Genomic DNA, 23696 nt, shown 5'->3' with positions numbered 1-23696 from the left:
CGGCGAACAACTCATGGCACCAGCACCTCGTTCAGGCACAACCACTGCTCCGGCCCCACCTCACCGACGAGCACATGGCAGTCGAGCCTCGCGCAGCGAAACGCCGCGTCCACCCGGCGCCGGGGATGGGCGCGGCACAGGGACGCGTACAGCGAGCCGCCGACGCCGGAGAAGCCGAGCTCGACCAGGCGTCGCCAGTGGTGCTGGTCGGCAGCGGCGAGGAGTGGCCTTCGGCGCCGCTCGATCCGGATGATCCCGGCATCGACGCGCGGCACGGGCCGGAAGCCGTACCGCCCGACCCGGCCCACCAGACGCCACTCGTGCCGGGGCCAGCTCAGGACCGTCAGCAGGGTCCAACTGCCGTAGTCACCCGTGCGTTTGCGGGCGTACTCAAGCTGTGTGAGGAGTGTCGCGTCGGTGAGAGAGGGCGCCCGCAGACACCAGTCGACGATCGCGGAGGTACGGGAGAAGGGCACGTTCCCGACGACGGAGAAGGGTGTCCGGGGCGGTGTCGTCGCGAGGAAGTCCCCCGCGACGACTTGGACTTGGGGGACGGCGGCGAAACGGGCGCCCAGCCCCGGGACGAGCCGCTCGTCGATCTCGTAGGCAAGCAGCCGACGGCAACGAGGGGCGAGCATTGCTGTCAACGCGCCTTTGCCCGCGCCGACTTCGAGGAGCAGCGGGGACGTGTGCGGGTCCGGTACGGCGAGCCTCGCGAGCCGGGCGGCGGCCGCCGGGTCGGAGAGGAAGTTCTGCGAGAGCGCGCGGGAAACGCGAGAGGGGCGGGCCATGGCCTGCGGTCCTTGTCTTCCGGAGGTGGGGAGAAGGGCAGACGAGGGCCCTGACCGGAAGACAGAGAAGGGAGAACGCAGGTGAACCTAGCCGCGCGCGGTCAGCGGCGGCGGGCGTGACTCCCCGGGCCGGTCAGGGCTCCGGGGCCACGGCGCTTCCGCTGGGAATGCGCACAGCCCCGGCCGGGACCGGAGAAGGAGATCGCGTTGTTCGCTGCCACGGACGGGACGCTAGGGCGAGGAGTCCCGCCCGGGCAACGGGTTTTCAGCGCTGATAGCGGGCGAGCACCAGGTTTCCGTCGTCTTCGAGTCGTTTCCGCAGCTCAGCAAGGTCGATGGCGCCGCTGTAGTACTCCTGGAAGGCGGGTGTGGCGACCTTGTCCTTCCACTCGGGGTAGCCACGCACGGACTGTGCGGGCGCCGACCGGAGGTGGGAGGCGAGGGCGGTGCCGGTCGCCCAGCCGTCCTTCGCGGTGTGCAGGGCGGGATCGGCGAGCGCCTCCGTGCCGGTGGGCAGCATCCAGTCCCCCAGCGCCAGCCGGACCATGTTCTTCGGCTGGAGCAGGAAGTCGACGAACGCGGCGGCCTCCTTCTTGTGCGGGCTGTCCTCGGCGACGGACAGGGTCTGCGGGCTGACGCCCTGGGTGAGCCCGTCGGCGCCGGCCGGGGCGGGCAGCACCTGCCACCTGAAGCCCTTCGGGGCCTGCTGCGCGATCTGCTGGCGGTAGGAGAAGCCGAGCGGGACCATCGCGTACCTGCCGCCGAAGAAACCGGGCAGGGTGTCGGAACCGCCGCTGCCGAGCGTGGTGGGTGAGGCGCTGTGGTCGGTGTTCGCCTGGTCGTGGATCGTGCGCGGCACGGTCTCGTCGGCCTTCCCGAACCGGATGGAGACCTTGCCGTCGGCGCCCCGGTGGAAGAGCTGTCCGCCCGCCGACAGGGAGAGGTTGAGGGTCGCGGAGACGGGCTCCTTCAGCGGCCAGGCCACGCCGTACTTGCCGTCACCACTGAGCCGCCCGGTGATCTGCCGGAACTCCGCCCAGCTCCAGGGGTGTTCGGGGGTGGGGATCCGTACGCCCGACTCCTTCAGCCAGTCGGTGTTGGCGATCAGGACCCGGGGCTCCTGGAGGAAGGGCACGCCGTAGACGCCGTCGTCGAAGGTGGCCGTATCCCAACTCCGTTGCGGGATATCGGACTTGAGCCGCCGGGGCAGCAGGTCCGTGAGATCCGCGAGGTAACCGCCGTAGGCGAAGTCCGCGAGGTCGTCGGAGGCGTCGTGGATGATGTCCGGTGCCTCGCCGCCCTCGAAGGAGGTGAGCAGCTGGTCGTGAACGCTGTCCCAACTCCCCTGCACATAATCGACCTTGACGTCGGGATGGCCGGCGTTCCACTCCTTCACGAGTTCCTTGTTCGCCGCGACGGACTCCTCCTGCCAGGCCAGGGACTGGAAGCGGAGGGTGACGGGCCGGTCCCCGGACGCCGTGTGGGTGGTGCAGCCCGCGAGGAGCAGCATCAGGACGACGATCCACCGTGCACGCATCAGCTCTTCACCGCCCCGGTCAGCATGCCGCCCGTGATGCGCCGTTGGATGATCGCGAAGACGACCAGCGAGGGAAGGGTGGCGAGGAACGCGGCCGCCGCGAGCGGGCCGAGGTCGGCGACGCCCTCCGCGCCGATGAAGTGGGTGAGGACGACCGGCAGGGTCTGTTTCTCCGGTGTCTTCAGCAGGACCAGCGCGAAGAAGAACTCGTTCCACGCGGTGATGAACGCGAACAGTCCCGTCGCCACGAGCCCCGGCGCGAGCAGCGGTGCCGTCACCGACACGAGGGTCCGCAGCCGCCCGGCCCCGTCGACGGCGGCCGCCTCCTCCAGTTCCGTCGGCACGGCACGGACGTATCCGACGAGCATCCACAGCGCGAACGGCAGCGCCCACACGACGTACACCAGCACCAGGCCCGTGAGGGAGTTGATCAGCCGCAGGTTCTTCAGCACCAGGAACAGCGGGATGATCACCAGGACGATCGGGAAGGCCTGGCTGACCACCACCCAGCCCGTGGCGGCCTTCGCGAGCCGGGTGCGGTGGCGGGCCATGACGTAGGCGAGCGGGGTGGCGATCAGTACGGCGATCACGGCGGCGGCGAGCGCGGCGAGCAGGGAGTTGCCTGCGGCGCGCAGCAGGGGCTGTTCGTCGAAGGCCTGGCGGAAGTTGTCGAGGGTGGGGTGCCGGGGGATCCAGGTGGGGTGCAGACTGCCCAGCTCGCGCGGTGATTTGAAGGCGGTGGAGAGCAGCCAGAGGAAGGGGAAGGCGAGGAAGACGAGGTACGCGAGGAGGGCGGCGTACTGGCCGACGCGGCCGGTGGTGCTGGTCCTCATGCGTCGTCACCTCCCTTGAGGCGGCCCACGAGGAAGAGGGCGAGGAGGACGGAGACGACGGCGACCATCACACAGCCCATCGCGGCCGCGTAGCCGAACTGGCCGTAGCGGAAGGCCTCTTCGTAGGCGAAGAGCATGGGGAGGCGGGTGCGGCCGCCCGGTCCGCCGCTGGTCAGCACGTACACCAGGGCGAACGAGTTGAAGTTCCAGATGAAGTTGAGCGCGGTGATCGTGAGTGCGACGGGCTTGAGCGCGGGCCAGGTGACCGTGCGGAAGCGGCGCCAGGCGCCCGCACCGTCCATCGCGGCCGCCTCGTGGAGTTCACGCGGGGTGTTCTGTAGACCGGCGAGCAGGGTGACCGTGGTCTGGGGCATCCCGGCCCAGACGCCGACGACGATCACGGCGGGCAGCGCGGTGGACAGGCCACTGAGCCAGTCGCGGCCGTCGCCGAGGCCGAGGGTGCGGAGGGTCTCGTTGAGGACACCGGCGTCCGGGTTGTAGACCAGCCGCCACATCACACCGACGACGACCTCGGGCATGGCCCACGGGATGATCGCGAGGGCACGGGCGAGCCAGCGCAGCTTGAGATCCTGGTCCAGGAGCAGTGCGAGGCCGAGCGCCAGCAGGAACTGCGGGACGGTCACCCCGACCGCCCACACCAGTCCGATCCGGAACGACTCCCAGAACAGCGTGTCGTGCAGCAGGTCCTGGAAGTTCAGGGCCCCGATCCACCGCGTGGCCTGCGTGCGGCCCGACTGGGCGTCGGTGAAGGACAGCAGGATCCCGTACAGCAGGGGCCCCACGCTCAGCACCAGGATCGGGATCAGCGCGGGCAGCACCAGGAACCAGGCCCCGCGGTCGGAGGGCCGCCGCTCCCCCTCGGCGCGCGGTGGGCCCTGCGCCGGCCGCTTCGTCGCGGTCACCAAGGTCACGTAACGGGCTCCTTCGCACGGCTCGTGACGGTCCGGCCCCGGCCTGGGCCTCCGTCATGGTCGTGAAGGGCGTATGCACCGTCAAGGCAGCGCGCACACCCGTCCACCTGTGGGAATGCGAGACTGGCCGGGAGGATGGCGCGAACTCGACGCCGTTTCGCGGTGGCGGTGCACAGACATGCGCCGCATATCAGGACCGGGAGGCCGGACGATGGACGAGGCACGGGCACGAGACGTACTGGCCGCGGCTCAGGTGCTGCCGGGGTCGGCACGGCTGCTCGCCCTGGGTGAGAACGCCGTGTTCGCCGCCGGTGACCTGGTCGTCAAGGTGGGCCGCGACGCCGAACTCCTCGACCGGGCCCGCCGTGAACTGGACATCGCGGCGTGGCTGGCCGAGGCGGGGGTGCCGGCGGTGCGGGCGGCCGAACCGAAGGCCCGGCTGGTCGAGGGGCACCCGGTGACGGTGTGGCACCGGCTCCCCGACGCGGTACGGCCCGCCGGGCCGGTGGATTTGGCCGAACTGCTGCGGGTGGTGCACGCGCTGCCCACGCCGTCTTTCGAGCTGCCTCGCCGGGAGCTGCTGGGCGGTGTGGAGCGGTGGCTGCGGCTGGCGGGCGAGGCGATCGACTCCGCCGACGCGGCGTATCTGCGACAGCGGCGGGACGGTTTCGCTGCTGCGGCGGCAGCGGTCACGCCTCGTCTGGAGCCGGGGCCGATTCACGGGGACGCGCTGCCCCGCAATGTCCATGTGGGGCCTGACGGGCCGGTTCTCGTCGATCTGGAGACCTTCTCCTCGGACCTGCGGGAGCACGACCTCGTGGTGATGGCCTTGTCCCGGGACCGTTACGGTCTTCCGCCCGAAGCCTATGACTCGTTCACCGCCGCCTACGGGTGGGATGTGCGGGAGTGGGAGGGGTGTTCGGTGTTGCGTGGGGCTCGGGAGACGGCGAGTTGTGCGTGGGTCGCGCAGCATGCGGCGTCGAATCCGGCGGCGCTGGTGGAGTTCGAGCGGCGGGTGGCGTCGCTGCGGGACGGCGATTCGACTGTGCGGTGGTATCCGTTCTGAGCAGTGGGCGGGTGCGGGTCGTTTGTGGCTGGTCGCGCAGTTCCCCGCGCCCCTGGGTCAGTCGTCTGCGCCCTGGATCGATCGTGCTGCCGACTTCAGCTCAGCCAATACCGTGCGGACCGCCCTTCTCGCTGTCCTCTCCGGGCGATAAAGGGCGTCGATGTGGCGTCTCGCCTGTACGCCGCTCAGCGGCCTGAGTACCAGCGCCGGATGGCGGCGCGTCGTCCACCTGGGCATCAGCGCCAGGCCTCCCCCCGCTGCCACCGCCTCCGCCGCCACCGCGAACTCGTTGATGCGGTGGGCCAGATGGAGCCGTTGACCCGATGCGGCGGCGATCGCCTCGATGGTGGCCATGACCGGGAAGCCGTCGTGCACGGTGATCCAGGGCTCGTCGGCCACGTCATGCGGGGTCACCCGGCGCTTGACGGCCAGGGGGTGGTCGGCGGGCATCGCCACGTCCAGGGGTTCGTGCAGGAGCGTGGTCACCGTCACCGTGGGCGGCCAGGGCGGGGCGTGGTCCAGGCGGTGGGCCAGGACGATGTCGTACTCGCGGGTGAGGCGGGGGAAGTCCTCCTGAGCGACGTCCTCGTCGGCGAGTCCCACCACAGGGGCGCCGGGGGCGGCGAGGGCACGCAGCAGGAGCGGGAAGAACGCCGCGCCCGCACTGTGGAAGGCCGCCACCGAGACCTCGCCGTCGGGCCGGTCCACGAACTCCTCGACCGTGTGCCGGGCACGCGCCAGCGCCGTCTCCACCTCGATGGCCGCAGCCGCAAGGGCCTGCCCGGCGTCCGTGAGCGCCAGGCGGCGACCGTCGCGTTCGGTCAGCGGCACCTTGACCGAACGCTGGAGCAGCCGCAGCTGCTGTGAGATCGCCGACGGGGTCACCAGCAGCGCCTCGGCGACCGCGGTGACGCTGCCCAGTTCGCCCAGCTCCCGCAGGATCCGCAACTGCCGTTCGTCCATCACGACAGTGTAGAAGAACTAAAAGATCGTTTAAGGAACTGGTTCTGGGCTTCAGAGACGACGCGGTGCAGGGTGGGCAGGTGTCCGACGCCCGCCGTACCGACTCGGTACTCCTGCTGGTCGCGATCGTCTGGGGTTCGAGTTATCTCTCCGCCCAGACGGCGACGTCCGCTCTCCCTGTCCTGCTGGTGCTCTTCGCCCGCTACGCCCTGTCCGCGCTCGCCTGCCTGGGAGTCGTCGCCTCCTCCGGGCGAGGGCCGCGCCGGTGGACCCGCGAGGAGCTCCGGACCGGTGTGCCCCTGGGCCTCACCCAGGCTGCCGTCCTGCTCGTCGAGACCTACGGTGTCGCCCACACCAGCGCGGCCAACGCCGGGCTCATCATCAGCCTGACCATCGTCCTCACCCCCCTTCTCGACCGCGCCGGACACCCGGGCGGGCTGCCCGGCGTCTTCTACGCCGCCGCCGGTCTGTGCGTCCTGGCCGTCGGCCTCCTCATGGCGGGCAACGGCTTTCACGCCCCCCGCCTCGGCGACCTGCTCATGCTCGGCGCCGCGGTGGTACGGGCCGGCCATGTGGCCCTGGTCGGCCGGCTCACCGTGGGCCGGGCGATACGGCCACTGCACCTCACGACCGTGCAGACCCTCGTCGGCACGGCCCTGTTCCTCGTCCCGGCCGCACGGGACCTCCCGACCCTGGCCCACGCCGGGCCGGCCACCTGGACGCAGTTGCTGTATCTCGCCCTGTTCTGCAGCGTGTTCGCCTTTCTGGCCCAGACCTGGGCGGTCCAGCGCACCTCGGCCAGCCGGGCCAGTCTGCTGCTGGGCACCGAGCCGATCTGGGCCGCAGCGGTGGGGGTCGCCCTGGGCGGCGACCACTTCACCGTGCTGACCGGGCTCGGCGCGGTCCTGATGATCACCGGCACCTACTGGGGGCAGTCCGTGGAACGGGCCCACCGCACAACCACCCTGCTCCGCCACGAGGTTCACCCCAGCAAGGAGGACACCCGATGCCCGTCCACGACGCCCGTGACGTCTGCGGGACCCACGACGCCCACCACCTTCTGATCTCCCTGCTCGACGGCTCCTCCGTCCCCTACGAGCTCATCGACCATGAGCCCGAGGGCGCCACCGAGGCCGTGAGCGCACTGCGCGGGCACCACGCCTCCGAGGCCGCGAAGTGCATCGTGCTGCGGGTCGGGGTGGACCGCCGGACCACGCGACACGTCCTCGCGGTCGTCCCCGGGGACAGGCGGGTGGACCTGGACGCGATCCGCTCGCTGTTCGCCGCGCGCCATGTCGGGTTCAGCGACGCGGAGACCGCCGAGCGGCTGGCCCGCACGATCCCCGGCACGGTGCTGCCGTTCAGCTTCGATCCCGCGTTGGAGGTGGTCGCCGATCCGGACGTGGTGGCACAGCCTCGGCTGTACTTCAACGCGGCCCGCCTCGACCGCTCGCTGTGCATCTCGGGCGCCGACTACGAGCGGCTCGCCGAGCCCCGGGTGGAGCCGATCGCGAGCCCGCCGCCCGGGTGACGCCGCCCGCCGGCCGGGGCGTCCGGGATCACACCGTCTCGTCGGCCGGCTCGCGCAGCGGCCAGGTGCCGTCGACCACCGCCGTCGCGTCGCCCTTGCGGCGCAGGAAGCTCTGGAAGTCCGCCGCCCATTCCGCGTACCACTCGATCTGACGGCGGTGCAGGTCCGCCGGGCCGAGGGCGGCGACCTTGGGGTGGCGGTCGGCTATCGCGCAGGCCAGCCGGGCCGCGGCGAGGGCGTCGGCCGAGGCGTCATGGGCAGCGTCGAGCGGGACGCCGTACTCCGTGCAGACCGCTTCGAGGTTGCGCTTGCCGCGGCGGTAGCGGTCCACCGAGCGGTCGATGGTGTACGGGTCGATGACCGGGGCGGGGTCGAGGCCGCCCAGGCGCTCGCGCAGCGACGGCAGGCCGTACCTGCGCAGTTCGGCGGAGAGCAGGCTCAGATCGAACGCGGCGTTGTAGGCGACGACCGGGACGCCCGTCTTCCAGTAGCCGGCGAGGACGTCCGCGATGGACTCTGCGACCTGGTCGGCGGGGCGGCCCTCGGCACCCGCCCGCTCGTTGCTGATGCCGTGCACCGCGACGGCGTCCGCCGGGATCTCCACGCCGGGGTCCGCCAGCCACTCCCGGCGCCCGGCGGGCTGCCCTTCCCTGACCTCGATCACGGCTCCCGTGACGATGCGCGCCTCGAGCGGATCGGTGCCGGTGGTCTCCAGGTCGAAGCCGATCAGCAGCTCTCGGTGCCAGCCCATGGGCGGTCCCCCTTCTTGGTGGTGCTTTCCCCCAGTGGTCTCCACCTTCCCATGGGCCACTGACAATCGGATGGCCGCATTCCGCTCACCGCCCCTGCGCTTGGGGACACTTCAGGACACCGGACGCGAATCCGCCCAGTTCGTCTCGAACTCCTCGCGGTAGGTCGGGAAGAGGCCGCTGTCGTCCACATCGCCCGGCTTGACCACCCGGTTGCCGTTGCGCAGGACGAGGACCGGCGCCTCCATGCCCCGGGACCGGCGCAGGTAGGACTGCACGACCGCGATGCCGTCCGATCCGTCGCCGTCCACGAGGTAGGCCGTGAAGCGCGGGGTGTCGTCGTAGACCTGGATCTCGAAGGCGCCGGGGTCGCGCAGCCTCGACCGCACCCGGCGCATGTGCAGGATGTTCATCTCCACGGCGCGGCTCAACTCGCCGCGCTTCATGCCCAGTTCACGCTCGCGCCGCTTGACCGCGCTGGACGCCGGGTTCAGGAACAGCAGCCGCACCCGGCAGCCGGTCTCGGCGAGGCGGACCAGCCGGCGGCCGGAGAAGTTCTGCACCAGGAGGTTGAGGCCGATGCCGACGGCGTCGAGGCGGCGGGCGTCGCGGAAGATGTCCTCGGCGGGGAACTGCCGCAGCAGCCGCACCCGGTCGGGGTGCACGGCGACCACGTCGGCGTACCGGTCGCCGACCAGGTCCTCGACCGCGTCGACGGGCAGCCTGCGGGCGGACGGCACGTCGCCGCCGGCGCCGAGTATCTCCAGCAGCTTGGCCGAGGCACGCTCGGCCTGGCCGAGGACCGCCTCCGACAGGGCCCGGTTGCGGGAGACGACGTTGCGGGTGACTTCCAGCTCGTCCAGGGCCAGTTCGACGTCCCGGCGCTCGTCGAAGTAGGGCTCGAAGCACGGCCAGTGCTGCACCATCAGCTCACGGAGCTGCGGCAGGGTGAGGAAGCTCAGGGTGTTGTCGTCGGCCGGGTCGAGCAAGTAGCCCTTGCGACGGCTGACTTCACGCACGGCGACCGCGCGCTGGACCCATTCCTGTCCGGCGGGCCCGGCGGCGGCGACCACCCAGTCGTCGTGGCCGTGGACGGGTTCGTAGATGGGTCGCAGAACAGCGGCCACGACGGCCCGCAGCCGCTGTTCGACGAGGTTCAGCCAGATGTAGGCCCGGCCTGCCCGCTGTGCGCGCGTACGTACCTCGCGCCAGGCGTCGGCGTCCCAGTCCAGCTCCGGCCCGATGGTCGCTCCCGCGTCCATCGGACGTGCCAGGGACACCGTGCCGGGCGGGACGTCTGCGGAGTTCCCCTCGTGACCCTCGTCACCAGGGGGCAGCTCCAGCCCTCCCGAGCCCACCCGTGCACCGCCTTCCGCTCCCCCGAGCACTCCCGGGGGTCCGCCCCCACCCAACGATCAAGGAAGGGTACTCCGGGAGCGGTCGGCGGTGCAGCCGGATGGACAGGGTCAATCTCAACTACCGGGCTCCCAGTGTCCGTTCTGTCCGGCGAGCTCGGCGGGAGTGAGCGGATTCATGGCCGTGACGTCCCTGGGGGCGATGGAGAATCCCTGCCAGTGGACCGGCATGGGCTGCTGGTCCTCGTCGCGGGCGATGTGGTGGAAGCCCACGTTCATCCAGACCACCGGGTGCGTGAGGGCCTGGCCGTTGACCCACTTGTCGACGGAGTTGCCCGCTCCGGTACCGCAGTTGCCGGTGTTGTTGCTGGCGAACTGCTCGCACGGGTTGTACTCGGTGAAGTACACGTCGTGCTTGGTGAAGCTGCGGGCCGGGTACTTGGTGCTCGGGCCGGGGACGATCTCGTACGACCGCGGGTGCCAGTCCTTGTTCTTGCCGACCGCGCTGACCATGCGCCACCAGCGGTAGCTCTTGGCGTCGCCCGCGAGTTCCTTGGTGACCGGGGTGCGGGTGGTCTTGACGGTGGCGGTCTGCTGGCCCTGGGCGGCCGCGGCGACCGTCGAGTCGTACTGCTCGACGCGGTTCTTGGAGGAACCGTCGAGGGCGAAGTCCAGGCGCCAGAAGGCGTTGTGGCTGTGGCTGGTGGCCTGGGCGCGGGAGCCCTTGCCGATGGGCCAGCCGCGGCCGTCGCCGGCGTCGTAGTCCTCGTAGGAGAGGCTGCCGGTCGCGCCGAGGTTCATGGTGATGGTGCCGTCGTCCTGGAAGCGCCACTCGGTCATGTACTCGTACCAGCCGACCTGGTTGACCGAGTAGACGAGGAGGTCCTTGCCCTGGGCCTGGAAGACCTTGTTCGCGCTGTCGCCCTGCATGCGGTAGGCGTGGCCGCGCGAGCGCGTGGTGGTGCACAGGCCGTTGACGTTCGGGTGGTCCGGGTCCCAGGAGTCCGGGACCTTGACGCTCTTGATGGCGCCGCCGGGGCACTCGCCCGGGTCCAGGTTCATCAGGCCCTGCGCGAAGCCGAAGCCCGTCAGGTCGTCGTACTCGACGCTGCCGTCGTCGTAGGGGACGTGGATCTGGCCGAGCCGGGCGCTGTTGAGGACCTTGATCGGCGAGGCCTCGCCCTTGGGCTGGTAGGAGATGTTCTCCAGGACGAGCCCGGCCTTGCTGTCGTAGCGCCAGCACATCCGCCAGGTCGTGCCGCTGGACAGCTTCTGCTCGATCTTGTAGGCGGTGCTGCACTCCGCGGCCGCCGCCGCGGCGGCGGCCTTCGGCTGGGCTGCGGCCGGTCCCGCACCCGTCGTGACGCCGGCGGCCAGCGCGGCCACCGACAGGCCAAGCGCCGCGCGCCTGCCGGCACGACTGATTCTGTTGACGTGCATGAAGAAGTGACTCCCTTGCGGAAGGGGCGAGTTGGAAAAGTGGACCAACGGGCGGGGCTCAGCTGCCGAGCTTGGCGACCTTGCGGGCGCTCAGATCGATCACGAAGGCCCTGGCGTCGATCCAGGGGCCGTTCTTCACCTTCGGGAACAGCCGCACGCAGCGGTGCTCGCCGCACTTGTCGAGGACGGCCGGCTGGCCGTCCGGGACCGCCCGGTACACCGCGCCGGTGAGCAGCAGCTGGTCGGGAGAGGTGAGTTCCTTGCTGGTGGCGTCCTTGTAGTCGGACTTCAGGTCCGCGCCCAGCGGGTCGGCGATCAGAAGGCTCGCCGCCTCCGCGTACTCGGCTCCGCTCAGCGGCGGCTGGACGCCGTGCCGGCTGCCGGTCGCCACGACCTTGCCGCTGTCGAGGTCGACGGTGCGGGTGACGAGGGTGTCGTCCCGGTAGTCGTAGAACGTCACGTCCGCGCGCCGGGGCGCGTTCGGGTCGTCCAGTTCGTCGGCCTTGGGATCGGCGAGGTCGACGGTGAGCCGCTCGGGGCCGCGATCGCCCTCGACGTCCTCACTGGCCTTCATCATCTGCGGGCTGACGGCGATCTGCTCGACCCGCTGGATCTCGTCGTCGGTGAGCGGGTCGCGGCCCTTGCCCTTCTCCCCCTCGGCCGCCGGCGCCTTTTCGACGACCCCGGGCGCGACGGCCCCGTCCGCGCCCTGTCCGGCCTGCGCCGCGGACTGTCCCGCCGCTGCCGCCTTGCCGCCGCCGGTGTCGTCCGCCCCCGCCGTGCCCGGCAGGGTGATTCCGATCATCACGGCGGTCCCGGTGACCGCGATCGCCGCACCTGCCACCACCTTCCCGAGGTGGCGGTGCACTATCTTGCGCACATCTTCCCCCACTCCCCGGCCTGCTCCGGGAGTACGTGTCTGCCCCAATGGTTCGGCACAGAACGATCCTGTGATCGTCCTGTGCTCTGGTCAATGGGTAAGAGGGACGTAAGTCATAGGTGGTTCCCTCACTTTCGTGGACACTCGAACCCAAGGCGCCCCACGCGGCGCGGGACACCTGAAAGAGTCGGTTCATGCAGGTCTGGCCTGGAGAGGCATATCCACTCGGCGCCACGTACGACGGCGCCGGGACCAACTTCGCGGTCTTCACGGAGACCGCGGACCGAGTAGAGCTGTGTCTGCTGCACGACGACGGCTCGGAAACAGCGGTGGAACTGCGCGAGAGTGACGCGTTCGTCCGGCACGCGTACCTGCCCGGCGTGATGCCCGGACAGCGCTACGGCTTCCGCGTGCACGGCCCGTACGCGCCCGAGCGGGGCCAGCGCTGCAACTCGGCGAAGCTGCTGCTCGACCCGTACGCGCGCGCGATCAGCGGGTCCATCCGCTGGGGCGAGGAGGTGTACGGCTACCACTTCGACGAGCCCGACAAGCGCAACGATCTCGACTCGGCGCCGCACATGATGACGTCGGTCGTGGTCAACCCGTACTTCGACTGGGGCGACGACCGGCGGCCCCGGATCGGCTACCACGAGACGGTGATCTACGAGGCGCACGTCAAGGGCCTCACCATGCAGCATCCGGGGCTGCCGGAGGAGCTGCGCGGCACCTACGCCGCCCTGGCGCACCCGGCGATCATCGACCACCTGGTGGGGCTCGGTGTCACCACGCTGGAGCTGATGCCCGTCCACCAGTTCGTGAACGACCACCGCCTGGTCGACATGGGTCTGAACAACTACTGGGGCTACAACACCATCGGTTTCTTCGCCCCGCACAACGCGTACGCCTCCTGGGGCGACCGCGGCCAGCAGGTCCTGGAGTTCAAGTCGGCGGTCAGGGCGCTGCACGAGGCCGGTATCGAGGTCATCCTGGACGTCGTCTACAACCACACCGCCGAGGGCAACCACCTGGGCCCGACGCTGTCCTTCAAGGGGCTCGACAACCCGCAGTACTACCGCCTGACCGACGACCAGCGGTACTACATGGACACCACGGGCACCGGGAACTCCCTGCTGATGCGGTCCCCGCACGTCCTTCAGCTGATCATGGACTCACTGCGGTACTGGGTCACCGAGATGCACGTCGACGGCTTCCGCTTCGACCTGGCGGCCACGCTGGCCCGGCAGTTCCACGAGGTGGACCGGCTGTCGTCGTTCTTCGACCTGGTGCAGCAGGACCCGGTGGTCTCCCAGGTGAAGCTGATCGCCGAGCCGTGGGACGTGGGCGAGGGCGGCTACCAGGTGGGCAACTTCCCGCCGCTGTGGACCGAGTGGAACGGCATGTACCGCGACACCGTGCGGGACCTGTGGCGGGGCGAGCCCCGGGCACTCGCGGAGTTCGCGTCCCGGCTGACCGGTTCGTCCGATCTGTACCAGGACGACGGGCGGCGCCCGCTGGCCTCCATCAACTTCGTGACCTGCCACGACGGTTTCACCCTGCACGACCTCGTCTCCTACAACGACAAACACAACCAGGCCAACGGCGAGGACAACCGCGACGGTGAGAGCCACAACAGGTCCTGGAACTGCGGGGCCGAGGGCGACACGGACGACCCCGCCGTGCTGGAGCTGCGCGCCCGCCAGATGCGCAACTTCATCGCCACGCTGATGCTGTCCCAGGGCGTGCCGATGATCAGCCACGGCGACGAGGTCGCGCGCACGCAGCGCGGCAACAACAACGCCTACTGCCAGGACAGCGAGCTGGCCTGGGTGAGCTGGCCCGAGGGCGCCGGGGAGGGGGCGGGGCTCGGGGCGGAGCTGCTGGACTTCACGCGCGCGATGGTGTGGCTGCGCAAGGACCACCCGGTCTTCCGGCGCCGACGGTTCTTCCACGGGCGGCCCGTGGAGGGCACCCACGACGATCTGTCGGACATCGCCTGGTTCACCCCCGAGGGCAAGGAGATGACGCAGCGGGACTGGGACCGGGCCCAGGCCTCGGCGCTGACGGCCTTCCTCAACGGCAACGCGATCTCCGAGCCGGGTCCCCGCGGGGAGCGGATCACGGACGACTCGTTCCTGTTGATGTTCAACGCCTCGCCGAAGCCCCTGGACTTCGTGGTGCCGGTCGACCACGGCCGGCAGTGGGAGGTGGTGGTGGACACCGCCCGCCCGGACGGGGTACCGCCGGGCACCGGGGTGAAGGTGCAGGCCGGGGACCGGCTGACCCTGGTGGACCGCAGCCTGACCGTGCTCCAGCGGCCCGTCTAGGGCGTGTGCCGAACGGAGCGCCGTCCGCCGTAGGGCGGGACCGGCGGCGTCCGGTGCGTGCGATCGCGAGGCGGAGGGCCGCCCCGATACCGGGTGTATCGGGGCGAGCCCGACAACGAGCGTGCGTGCCGGGCGCCGCCGGGCAGGCGGGCCGGTCGAATCACACCCCGGGAGGGCACACATGGAGCACGGGATGACACGAAAGGCGGCAGGGCGGGTACGGAGAACTCCATGACACCTGAGCGATCCGACCCGGCGGTGCCGACGGCCACGTACCGGCTCCAGTTGCAGCCCGAGTTCCCGTTCGGGGCAGCGGCGGCGACCGTGCCCTACCTGGCCTCGCTCGGCGTCTCGCACCTGCACCTGTCCCCCGTCCTGGAGTCCGTGCCCGGCTCGACGCACGGCTACGACGTGGTGGACCACGCGCGCGTGCGGGACGAACTGGGCGGCGAGGACGGCCTGCGGGCCCTGTCGCGCACCGCGCGGGAGCACGGACTCGGCCTGGTGGTGGACATCGTGCCGAACCACATGGCGATGTCCCCGCGCCACAACCGTGCCCTGTGGGAGGTGCTGCGGGAGGGCCCGAAGTCGCCCTACGCGCGCTGGTTCGACATCGACTGGGAGGCGCAGGACGGGCAGGTGCTGCTGCCGGTGCTGGGCAACCCGGTCGGCGCGGAGCTCGGCAACCTCACGGTGGACGGCGAGGTGCTGCGCTACTACGACCATGTGTTCCCGCTCCGCGAGGGCACCGAGGAGCTGCCGCTGCCGCAGCTCCTGGACGCCCAGTGGTACCGCCTCGCGTGGTGGCGGCTGGCTCGCACGGAGCTCAACTACCGGCGTTTCTTCAGCATCTCGGAGCTGATCGGGCTGCGGGTCGAGGACCCCGAGGTGTTCGAGGCCACCCACGCCAAGATCCTCCAGCTGCTGCACGAGGGCGTGGTCGACGGGCTGCGGATCGACCACCCCGACGGTCTCGCCGACCCGGACGCCTACCTCCAGAGGCTGCACGAGGCGACCGGCGGACGCTGGACCGTCGTGGAGAAGATCCTGGCGGACGGGGAGCAGCTGCCCGCTTCCTGGCCGGTGGCGGGGACGACCGGATACGACGCCCTGAGGCACGTCGACGGCCTGTTCACGGACCCGGCTGGGTCCGGGGAGCTCCTCGGCCAGTACCGGCGGTTCGCGGCCCCGCAGACGGACCGCGGCGGCGACTGGGCCGCCACGGTACGGCGGGCGGCGTACAAGGTGATCACGCACGAACTGGCCGCCGAGACCGACCGGCTGACCCGGGTGGCCGCACGCGTGTGTGCCACGTCCCCGGAGCCCGCGCTGCGCGACCGCGCACCCTGGGCGCTGCGCACCGCGCTCCAGGAACTCCTGGTGCGGATGGAGGTCTACCGTCCCTACGGCTCCTCGGACGCCGCCGCCGTCGTCACCGAGGAGGCCGCGGCCGAGGCCCGGCAGGCGTTCGTGGTGCCCGAGGAGGCGGGCGCCGTCGACGTCGTACGGGATCTGGTGCTGGGGCGGTTCGGTGACGGGCCGGACCAGGTGGAGTTCCGGACGCGGTTCGCGCAGACGTCGTCGGCGCTGCGGGCCAAGTCCGTGGAGGACACGGCGTTCTACCGGTATGTGCCGCTGCTGTCGGCGACCGAGGTGGGCGGGAACCCCGGGCGTCCGGCCGTCTCGCCGGAGGAGTTCCACGCCTACTGCGGGCGCGTGCAGCGCGACTGGCCGCTGACGGGAACCGTGGTGACGACGCACGACACCAAGCGCAGTGCCGACGTGCGCGCGGCCCTGGCCGTGCTCACCGAGTGCCCGCAGTGGTGGGCGGACACGCTGGCCGAGGTGACCCGCACCGGCGAGGGCGTGCCGGACCCGCAACTGGCGTGGGCGGCCTGGCAGACGGTGTTCGGGCTCGGCCCCGCCGCCCCTGAGCGGGTGTGGGAGGCGCTGCTGAAGCATGTGCGCGAGGCGGGTCTGTACACGAGCTGGACGGAGCAGGAGCCCGCGTACGAGGAGACGGCGGAGGCGTTCGTCGCGTCCGGGCCGTGCGGACCGCAGGGCGAGCGGGTGGCCGGGCTGCGGAGCCGTCTGGAGCCGCACATCCGGGCGAACGTGCTGGGCACCGCCCTGGTGCAGCTGACGATGCCGGGGGTGCCGGACGTGTACCAGGGCACGGAGGCCGAGTACCTGGCGCTGGTGGACCCGGACAACCGGCGGCCCGTGCGGTTCCCGCCTCAGGACGCGGGCGACAAGGGCGCGGTGACGGCTGCCGCGCTCCGGCTGCGCCGGCGACGGCCGGAGGTCTTCGGGGACGGGGCGGCATACGTTCCGTTGGCGGCGGAGGGCTCCGCCGCGGCGCACTGCACGGCGTTCACCCGCTCCGGGGAGGTGGTCACCGCGGTGACCCGGCTGTCGCTGCGGCTGGCGGAGGCGGGCGGCTGGCGGGACACGGTGCTGCCGCTGCCGCCCGGTGTGTGGGCCGATGTGCTGACGCCGGGGCGGGAGTTCTCCGGGCACGCGCGCGTGGAGGAGCTTTTCGGGGAGCTGCCGGTGGCGCTGCTGGAGCGGGTCGGCGACACCGCGAGCTGAGTGGACCACGCGGTCCGCGTCGGCCGGGGCGAACCGTCCGGCGGCGTGCGCCACTTCGGTGCGCGCCGCGGCGTCGTCCCCGCGACCGGCTCACGCCCGCACACGCTCCCGGGGACCGTGCCGGCCGGCCGGCGTGCGGTGACGCGCGACGACGCGTGGTTCGCGCCGGTGCTCGCGGCGTCGGTACCGGTGCCCGGCGGGCGGTCCGCGAGGTGTTCCTGACGTCGGCCGGGTCTGCGGCGACGGGAGCGCCGGTCCGCTGCCGCGGGCGGAGCGGCGCGGCCCACCCTGCTGTCACCTACCGTCCTACCGGCTGACGGTAATTGCCTCTGGGCGCCCCCTGGAGCCTCCCCCACAGCGTCCTTGACACGTCGACCGGACCGTGGCGTACTGCGGATTGCGAAGCCGGGCGGATGTGTCGGGGGTGAGTCTCCTGCCGGAGCTGCGCTACCCCACGGTGTCCCAACTCGTCTCGTCCGCGCGGGCTCTGGCCGCACAGCGGCCCGGCGTCTGCCGCCTGAGGCAGGTCGGCGTCTCGCGCGCCGGCAGGCCCCTCCACGTACTGTCGGTCGGCGAGGCGCGCCGGGCCGTCCTGGTGGTCGCGGGCGCCCACTCCAACGAACCGGCCGGCGGCCCCGCGGCGCTGGCGGTGGCCGAACGGGTGCTGGCCGAGCGGGCGTTGAGGTCGGACACGTCCTGGCACTTCCTGCTGTGCGCGGACCCGGACGGCGCGAGTCTCCATGTCACCCCGGCGCCGCGCAGTCTGTTCGACTACCACCTGGGTTTCTTCCGCCCGGCCGGAGAGGAGCAGCCGGAGTGGGCGCCGTCGATGCTGCCGCCCGAGCGGCTGCCGCCCGAGACCCGTGCCCTGACCGGGGTGATCGACGCACTGCGGCCCTACCTCCAGGTGACCCTGCACGGCACCGATCTGGGTGGCAGCTGGGTGCAGTTGACGAAGGACGTCCCCGGGCTGGCCGAGCCGTTCGCCGAGTCCGCTGCGGAGCTGCACATTCCGGTGGAGACCGGTGCCTCGGACGCGGCGGGCTGGCCGGCGTCCGGGCCCGGGGTGCATGTGATGCCGGCGCCGGGAGCGGGGGCGGCGTACCCGAGCATGCCGGACGACGCACGTCTCAGCACCTGGTACCACGCGCATCGCTACGGCGGTCTCACCGCGGTCGTCGAGGTGCCGATGTGGGCGAGCGACCTGGTGGACGACCCGGCGCCGCATCCGGCGCCGGAGGCGGCGATGCGGCGGCTGGCGGAGCGTCTGCTGCGGGACTCCCGGGCGGTGGACCGGGTGCTGGCGGACGCGCGGCCCCGCCTGGAGGGTGTCGAGGGGCCGCTGCTGCGGGCCGCCACGTGGAGTCTGGAGCTGGTGCCGGGGCTGGCCGCGGACTGGATCCACACGCGCCCCGCCGACGAGACGAAGGCGTACATCGGCAGTGTGGACGCGTTCGCCCGCCGGCTGCCGCTGCGGGCGGCGGCCATGCTGCTGCGGGTCCTGCGGGAGAGCGACGACCGTGCCGCGCCGCGTCTCGAACGGCTTGTCAGGGTGTGGAGCGACGCCTTCGCGGAACGCTTCCGGGCCCGCTGGGTGCCGTTGGAGCACCAGGTCGAGCACCAGGCCCGCACGGTCGTGGCACTGGCGCGGCACGCGCGCGAACGGGCCCGCTGAACCGGCGCCGCTCCACTCGCGCGGGCGTCAGCCGTCCAGTGCGAAGACCGCCCCGGTGCGGGCCCCCATCACGCATCCGTTCGAGAAGGTCTGCCGGTACTCGACCGGCCGGCCGTTCCACTGCCCGCGCGCCTGGGCGGTGACCGGCGCGTAGAGCATCGGGCAGAGGACGTCGGCGGGCGGAAGGTCGGCGACGGAGCCGCCGACGGCGTCGAGTTGGGCGCAGGCCTCGGCGGCGCGGCCGTGGCCCTGGGGCGGGTCGCACAGCAGGAGGGTGCCGCGGGTGTCGCTGGAGCGGCTGTCGCCCTTGGTGACCATGAGGTAGAGGTAGTCGCCCCCGGCGGCGGTTCCGGCCGTCGCCGGGGCCGCTGCGGCGAGCAGCAGGGTGGCCGTGGCCGTGAGGCCCGCGCGGGTGGCTCGTCGTCGCGTTGTGGCTGTGATCGTGTACGTCATTCCCGATGCATCGGCACGGCGGCCTCGGATCCCCACCCGGACTCACCCGAACGGGAGCGGGCGGGCGCGTGCAGCGCGGCGAGTTCGAACGCGGCGAGCACGACCCGCGACTGGTACTCGATCTGCCGCGGGACCGGGATCCACTGCGCCCCGCAGCCGTCGCGGTAGTCGGCGCACCAGGCGTCGATGAGCCGGTCCAGTTCCGGGAGCGCTCCTGCCGGGCCGGCGCCCGCGCGGGTCACGAGCTGGTGCAGCAGCCCGGCCGTGCGCAGGGCGAGACGGCGCCCCGCGATGCGCAGGGCGGACAGGTGGCCGGTGCTGAGCGGCGGCAGCGGACGGACGCCGTCGGCGACGTCGGGGTCCCAGGCGTCGGCGAGTCCGGGGCAGACCAGTAAATAGTCCTCGACCGGGGCGAGCAGCCGTGCCGCGTCCGGGGCCCCCGAGACGTGCGGGCGGATCCGCGCCAGGACGTCCTCCAGGAGCCTCGCGTCGCGGCGCAGTGTGTGGCTGACGGTGCGCAGCACTGCGGCCGCGTCGGCGGGCGTGCTGCTGTCCTCGACGGCGGCCACGCCCCACATGGGCGCCTCGACGACGGCGGTCACGGTGCCGTACCGGTGCGGGTGGTACCAGGTCGACTCGACGGCGGCCTCGGTGATGGCGGCGTGCAGGTCGCCGCGGCGGGGCGGCGGGATCCGGTAGACGGCGGGGCCGAGGCACGGCCAGTACAGGGTGTCGTACGGGCCGAGCTCGCGCGGGATGCGCAGCAGGGCCGCGGTGTGGGCGACGCGGCGGGCGATGCCGGGCAGGTCGTGGGTGAGTTCGACGAAGCCGCCGCCGACGTCGACGCCGTGCAGGGAGCACTGGAGGAAGGGCCGCAGCTCGTCCTGGAGGGCGAGGAGGGTGCGGGTCTCCGGGAGCGCGGCGGCCTCCGCGCCGTCGGGCAGCCATTCCGGCTGTTCGCCGAAGCCCGGCCGGAAGAAGTTCCGGAAGTACCGGTCGAGGGAGTAGGGGCCGCGCAGCCAGCCCTCGTTGCGGCGCAGGCCGTCGGGGTCGAGGCAGAGCAGGAGGTTCCAGGTGGCGTCCGCCCCGACGGTGAGCCGGGGGTCGCTCAGGGCCCGCTCGGCCAGTCTGAGGACGGTGCCGCCGCCCACGGGCTCGTTGGCGTGCGGTCCGGCGACGACGAGTGCCTGGCGGCTGCCGTGGCCGATGGAGAGCAGCCACAGGGGGTTGCCCGCGCGGGAGGTGCCCGCCCGGCGCAGTCGGGCGTCCGCGGGATGGCGGGCCACGAGGGCCGCGGCCCGTGCGCCCAGCTCGTCGACGGTCGGGTAGCGGAGGAGGGGCGGCAGGGCACACCTCCACGAATGTGGTGCCGTCGATTCACCTGGTGTGCATGGTGTACGCACAGTCAGTCACGACTTGGGGGGTACGTCAACACCGCGCGGGGGAAAGGGTTTTGAACCGCGACGGCACGTAAAGCCCAGGCCAGAGGTGAGGTTGGGCTCAGTTGACGGAGAGCCGGAAGGCCATCCGCCCGAACCCGACCTGATCACCCTCGCGGACGACTGCGGCACCGGTGACCCGCCGCCCGTTCACCGTGGTGCCGTTGGTCGAGCCGAGATCCCGCAGCACCCACATGCCGCCCTGCCGGCTGAGTTCGGCGTGGACGCGGGAGACCGTCTCATGGGTCAGCCGCAGACCGTTCGCCGGGTCGCGGCCGATGCGCAGGGCGTGCCCGCTGCCGGGGTGCGGCAGCAGCAGTTTGGGCAGCCGCTCGGCCTGCCACGCCCTGCGCAGCCGTACGGTGAAGCCGGAGACCGCCTCGACGGTGCCGAACACCAGGCGGGAGACCCGGCTCTCCTGGGGCAGATCGGCGGTGAGCGCCGCGAGTTCGTCGGACCGGCGCGCGATGAGGGCCAGTTCCATGCGCCGCACGAACGTGTCGTGCGACAGGCGGCCCAGGGCGGCGCCGTCACGGAGCACCTTCAGCGCCTTGTCGCGCTCCGCGTCGGACAGCCGCGCGGGGTACGTGTTGAACTCGAAGGACGACGTCACGTTGGTGATTGTCGGGCAGTGAACCCCGGGTGTCCAGAAAACGGGACAACGGCCGCCACACGCGCGTGCCCGGCGACACCTGTCACAAACGGGGAGGATTCAAGGGCGGATGGATCTCGTTTGAAGCACGATGGACGGGCTACAACACGGGGAGCCGACGAAGGGGACCATCCGTGCAGTTCGAGGTGTGGGCACCGCAGGCCGGCCGTGTGACGCTCCATTGCGAGGGCGCCACACGCGCGTTGGAGCGCGATCCGGAACGCGCGGGCTGGTGGTGGGCGGAGGCGGCGGCCGGGGACGGCACGCGCTACGGATTCGCGCTGGACGACGGCCCGGTGCTGCCCGACCCGCGCTCGCGCCGCCAGCCGGACGGCCCGGACGGCCTCAGCGCGGTCGTCGAGCACGAACGGTACGCATGGCGTACGCGATGGGCGGGCCGTCCGCTGCCGGGCGCCGTCCTGTACGAGCTGCACGTGGGCACGTACACCCCCGAGGGCACCCTGGACGCGGCCGCCGCCCGCCTCGACCACCTCGTCGAACTCGGCGTCACCCATGTCGAGTTGATGCCGTTGTGCCCCTTCCCCGGGCGGCACGGCTGGGGCTACGAGGGCGTCTCCCTGTGGGCCGTCCACGAGCCCTACGGCGGCCCCGAGGCCCTCAAGCGTTTCGTCGACCGGGCCCATGAGCTGGGCCTCGGGGTGGTCCTGGACGTGGTGCACAACCATCTGGGGCCGTCCGGCAACTACCTGCCCGCCTTCGGTCCGTACTTCACGGACACGCACCACACGCCCTGGGGTTCCGCGGTCAACCTGGACGCGCCCGGCTCGGACGAGGTGCGCGCCTATCTGCTGGGCAGCGCCCTGTCCTGGCTGCGGGACTACCGGATCGACGGGCTGCGTCTGGACGCCGTGCACGCGCTGGCCGACACCCGCGCGTGCCATTTCCTGGAGGAGCTGTCGACCGCCGTCGACGCCCTCGCGTCCGAGCTGGGGCGCCCGCTGTTCCTGGTCGCGGAGTCGGACCTCAACGACCCACGGCTGATCACGCCCCGCGCGCAGGGCGGTCTCGGGCTGCACGCGCAGTGGAACGACGACTTCCATCACTCCCTGCACACCGCGCTGACCGGCGAGGCCCAGGGCTACTACGCCGACTTCGGCCGCGCCCCCCTCGCCGCCCTGGCCAAGACGCTCACCGGCGGCTACTTCCACGACGGCACCTACTCCAGCTTCCGCGGCCGGGGCCACGGGCGCCCGCTGGACCGTACGCGCGTCGCGGCGCACCGGCTGCTCGGCTACTCCCAGACCCACGACCAGGTCGGCAACCGCGCCCAGGGCGACCGGCTGGCGGCGTCCCTCTCCCCCGGCCTGGTGGCCTGTGCGGCGGCGCTCACGCTGACCGCGCCCTTCACGCCGATGCTGTTCATGGGCGAGGAGTGGGCGGCGGGCACCCCCTGGCAGTTCTTCACCGACCACACCGATCCCGAGCTCGCGGATGCCGTACGGCGGGGCAGGCGACGGGAGTTCGCGGAGCACGGCTGGGCCGAGGAGGATGTGCCCGACCCCCAGGACCCGGCGACCCGTGACCGCTCCTGCCTCGACTGGTCCGAGCTCGAACGCGAGCCGCACGCGCGCGTCCTGGCCTGGTACCGCCGGCTCCTGGCACTGCGGCACGAACAGCCGGACCTGACCGATCCCGACCTCGCCGACACCAAGGTCGCCCACGACGAGGCCCAGCGCTGGCTCGCCTTCCGCCGCGGGGACGTCCGGGTCGCCGTGAACCTCGCGAAGTCGACGGCGGCCATCCCGCTGGGGCCCCGCGAGGCCCGCGTCCTGGCGGCCTGGGAGCCCGTGGAGGCACCGGGCGCGGACGGGGTGCTGCAGGTGCCCGGGGAGTCGTGCGTGGTGCTGCTCCAGTCGTGATCTGACGAGTCCCCTCGGCTCCCCCGCTCACGCGAGGGCGGACACGGCGGCCGGTGCCCGGTGACGGGCCCGTATACGGAGACCGCGGACGACGATCACGCCCAGGCGGACGATGACCTCGCCGAAGGCCATGAGGACCAGGGCGGCCACCCATGCCTGCTCACTGGTGATGTCGTGAGCGGCGGAGAAGCGGGCCACGAAGGCCCCACCGGAGGCATGGGAGGACCAGACCGCGAAACCCAGGCGGAAGCCCATGCTGACCACCCACAGAGCCGCCGCGCCGAGGCTCGCCCTGACCCGTACGTGCCCGTCGGCGAACCGCACCCGGGTGACCAGGCCGCCTGCCAGCCCGAAGGCGACGCCGATCCCGGCGAACAGGCCGATCAGCAGCGGGTCATGGCCCGCGGTGGGGATGTGGTGCAGGTAGGTGGTCCCGGCCCAGGTGACCAGCGCGAGCGGCAGCAGGACCGTACGCAGCGTCAGTCTCTCCTCACGCAGTTGCCGGAAGACCACGAGGAGCAGTGCCACGTCGATGAGCCAGTCGGAGATCGTCATGCTTCGACTATCCGGCCGGGGCACGGTCGGGCACCTCAACCCAGGGGTG

Annotated in this window: 20 protein-coding genes; 7 read left to right on the top strand and 13 right to left on the bottom strand. The window is 71.9% G+C overall.

Going from position 1 to position 23696, the window contains the following annotated elements:
- Positions 1-11: 11 nt before the first annotated feature.
- The 4 genes from erm to ACZ48Z_RS24370 all read right to left on the bottom strand — a co-directional run bounded on the left by erm (position 12) and on the right by ACZ48Z_RS24370 (position 4093).
- The gene (erm, locus tag ACZ48Z_RS24385; protein WP_468737982.1) at positions 12-791 is read right to left on the bottom strand and encodes an ErmE/ErmH/ErmO/ErmR family 23S rRNA (adenine(2058)-N(6))-methyltransferase; all 780 of its coding nucleotides are present in this window, start codon (positions 789-791) and stop codon (positions 12-14) included.
- Positions 792-1056: 265 nt separating this feature from the next.
- Positions 1057-2328, bottom strand: a complete 1272-nt coding sequence (locus ACZ48Z_RS24380) for an ABC transporter substrate-binding protein (protein ID WP_468737981.1) — start codon at positions 2326-2328, stop codon at positions 1057-1059.
- Positions 2328-3161 carry a carbohydrate ABC transporter permease gene (locus tag ACZ48Z_RS24375; RefSeq protein WP_468737980.1) on the bottom strand — a complete coding sequence of 278 codons (834 nt, stop codon included), beginning with the start codon at positions 3159-3161 and terminating at the stop codon, positions 2328-2330. The genes ACZ48Z_RS24380 and ACZ48Z_RS24375 overlap by 1 nt, the downstream gene beginning before the upstream one ends.
- Positions 3158-4093: a carbohydrate ABC transporter permease gene (locus tag ACZ48Z_RS24370; protein ID WP_468737979.1), complete on the bottom strand. Its 936-nt coding sequence runs from the start codon at positions 4091-4093 to the stop codon at positions 3158-3160. Before ACZ48Z_RS24370 ends, ACZ48Z_RS24375 begins: the two co-directional genes overlap by 4 nt.
- Positions 4094-4304: 211 nt before the next feature.
- Between ACZ48Z_RS24370 and ACZ48Z_RS24365 the strand changes: the two genes are divergently transcribed.
- The gene (locus tag ACZ48Z_RS24365; protein WP_468737978.1) at positions 4305-5159 is read left to right on the top strand and encodes a phosphotransferase enzyme family protein; all 855 of its coding nucleotides are present in this window, start codon (positions 4305-4307) and stop codon (positions 5157-5159) included.
- Positions 5160-5216: 57 nt separating this feature from the next.
- Here the strand turns inward: ACZ48Z_RS24365 and ACZ48Z_RS24360 are convergent, their stop codons facing one another.
- Entirely contained in the window at positions 5217-6122 is a 906-nt protein-coding gene (locus ACZ48Z_RS24360; RefSeq protein WP_468737977.1) for a LysR family transcriptional regulator, read from the bottom strand.
- An 80-nt stretch (positions 6123-6202) separates the two neighbouring features.
- Between ACZ48Z_RS24360 and ACZ48Z_RS24355 the strand changes: the two genes are divergently transcribed.
- Positions 6203-7186 carry a DMT family transporter gene (locus ACZ48Z_RS24355; protein ID WP_468737976.1) on the top strand — a complete coding sequence of 328 codons (984 nt, stop codon included), beginning with the start codon at positions 6203-6205 and terminating at the stop codon, positions 7184-7186.
- Positions 7129-7653 (top strand): YbaK/EbsC family protein, encoded by a 525-nt coding sequence (locus ACZ48Z_RS24350; RefSeq protein ID WP_468737975.1) that lies wholly within the window; start codon positions 7129-7131, stop codon positions 7651-7653. The genes ACZ48Z_RS24355 and ACZ48Z_RS24350 overlap by 58 nt, the downstream gene beginning before the upstream one ends.
- Positions 7654-7681: 28 nt before the next feature.
- On the opposite strand, the gene ACZ48Z_RS24345 is transcribed toward ACZ48Z_RS24350, so the two are convergent.
- The 4 genes from ACZ48Z_RS24345 to ACZ48Z_RS24330 form a co-directional block, all read right to left on the bottom strand.
- Entirely contained in the window at positions 7682-8404 is a 723-nt protein-coding gene (locus tag ACZ48Z_RS24345) for an exonuclease domain-containing protein (protein ID WP_468737974.1), read from the bottom strand.
- A 111-nt stretch (positions 8405-8515) separates the two neighbouring features.
- Complete coding sequence (locus ACZ48Z_RS24340; RefSeq protein WP_468737973.1) at positions 8516-9760, bottom strand: SAV2148 family HEPN domain-containing protein; 1245 nt, start codon at positions 9758-9760, stop codon at positions 8516-8518.
- Positions 9761-9874: 114 nt separating this feature from the next.
- Complete coding sequence (locus ACZ48Z_RS24335) at positions 9875-11197, bottom strand: copper amine oxidase (RefSeq protein ID WP_468737972.1); 1323 nt, start codon at positions 11195-11197, stop codon at positions 9875-9877.
- Positions 11198-11255: 58 nt separating this feature from the next.
- Positions 11256-12077, bottom strand: coding sequence for a Tat pathway signal sequence domain protein (locus ACZ48Z_RS24330; protein ID WP_468737971.1), 822 nt, complete (start codon positions 12075-12077; stop codon positions 11256-11258).
- 194 nt (positions 12078-12271) lie between these two features.
- On the opposite strand from ACZ48Z_RS24330, the gene glgX reads away from it, so the two are divergent.
- The 3 genes from glgX to ACZ48Z_RS24315 all read left to right on the top strand — a co-directional run bounded on the left by glgX (position 12272) and on the right by ACZ48Z_RS24315 (position 18668).
- Entirely contained in the window at positions 12272-14401 is a 2130-nt protein-coding gene (gene glgX / locus ACZ48Z_RS24325; protein ID WP_468737970.1) for a glycogen debranching protein GlgX, read from the top strand.
- 231 nt (positions 14402-14632) lie between these two features.
- Positions 14633-16993, top strand: coding sequence for a malto-oligosyltrehalose synthase (gene treY / locus ACZ48Z_RS24320; RefSeq protein WP_468737969.1), 2361 nt, complete (start codon positions 14633-14635; stop codon positions 16991-16993).
- Positions 16994-17417: 424 nt separating this feature from the next.
- Positions 17418-18668, top strand: coding sequence for a M14 family zinc carboxypeptidase (locus ACZ48Z_RS24315; protein WP_468737968.1), 1251 nt, complete (start codon positions 17418-17420; stop codon positions 18666-18668).
- A gap of 27 nt (positions 18669-18695) precedes the next feature.
- Here ACZ48Z_RS24315 and ACZ48Z_RS24310 read toward each other — a convergent pair whose 3' ends face one another.
- From ACZ48Z_RS24310 to ACZ48Z_RS24300, 3 genes are all read right to left on the bottom strand, one after another.
- Positions 18696-19121, bottom strand: a complete 426-nt coding sequence (locus tag ACZ48Z_RS24310) for an SSI family serine proteinase inhibitor (RefSeq protein ID WP_468737967.1) — start codon at positions 19119-19121, stop codon at positions 18696-18698.
- Entirely contained in the window at positions 19118-20467 is a 1350-nt protein-coding gene (locus ACZ48Z_RS24305) for a M14 family zinc carboxypeptidase (protein ID WP_468738050.1), read from the bottom strand. The genes ACZ48Z_RS24310 and ACZ48Z_RS24305 overlap by 4 nt, the downstream gene beginning before the upstream one ends.
- A 154-nt stretch (positions 20468-20621) precedes the next feature.
- Positions 20622-21173 (bottom strand): FHA domain-containing protein, encoded by a 552-nt coding sequence (locus ACZ48Z_RS24300; RefSeq protein WP_468737966.1) that lies wholly within the window; start codon positions 21171-21173, stop codon positions 20622-20624.
- Positions 21174-21346: 173 nt separating this feature from the next.
- Between ACZ48Z_RS24300 and treZ the strand changes: the two genes are divergently transcribed.
- Entirely contained in the window at positions 21347-23092 is a 1746-nt protein-coding gene (gene treZ, locus ACZ48Z_RS24295; RefSeq protein WP_468737965.1) for a malto-oligosyltrehalose trehalohydrolase, read from the top strand.
- 27 nt (positions 23093-23119) lie between these two features.
- Here treZ and ACZ48Z_RS24290 read toward each other — a convergent pair whose 3' ends face one another.
- Positions 23120-23647, bottom strand: coding sequence for a hypothetical protein (locus ACZ48Z_RS24290; RefSeq protein WP_468737964.1), 528 nt, complete (start codon positions 23645-23647; stop codon positions 23120-23122).
- Positions 23648-23696 lie beyond the last annotated feature (49 nt).

This window comes from Streptomyces sp. NPDC031225, from assembly GCF_055570355.1.
Note: the sequence above shows the minus strand (reverse complement) of the source record. Positions and strands in the feature narration are given on the sequence as shown.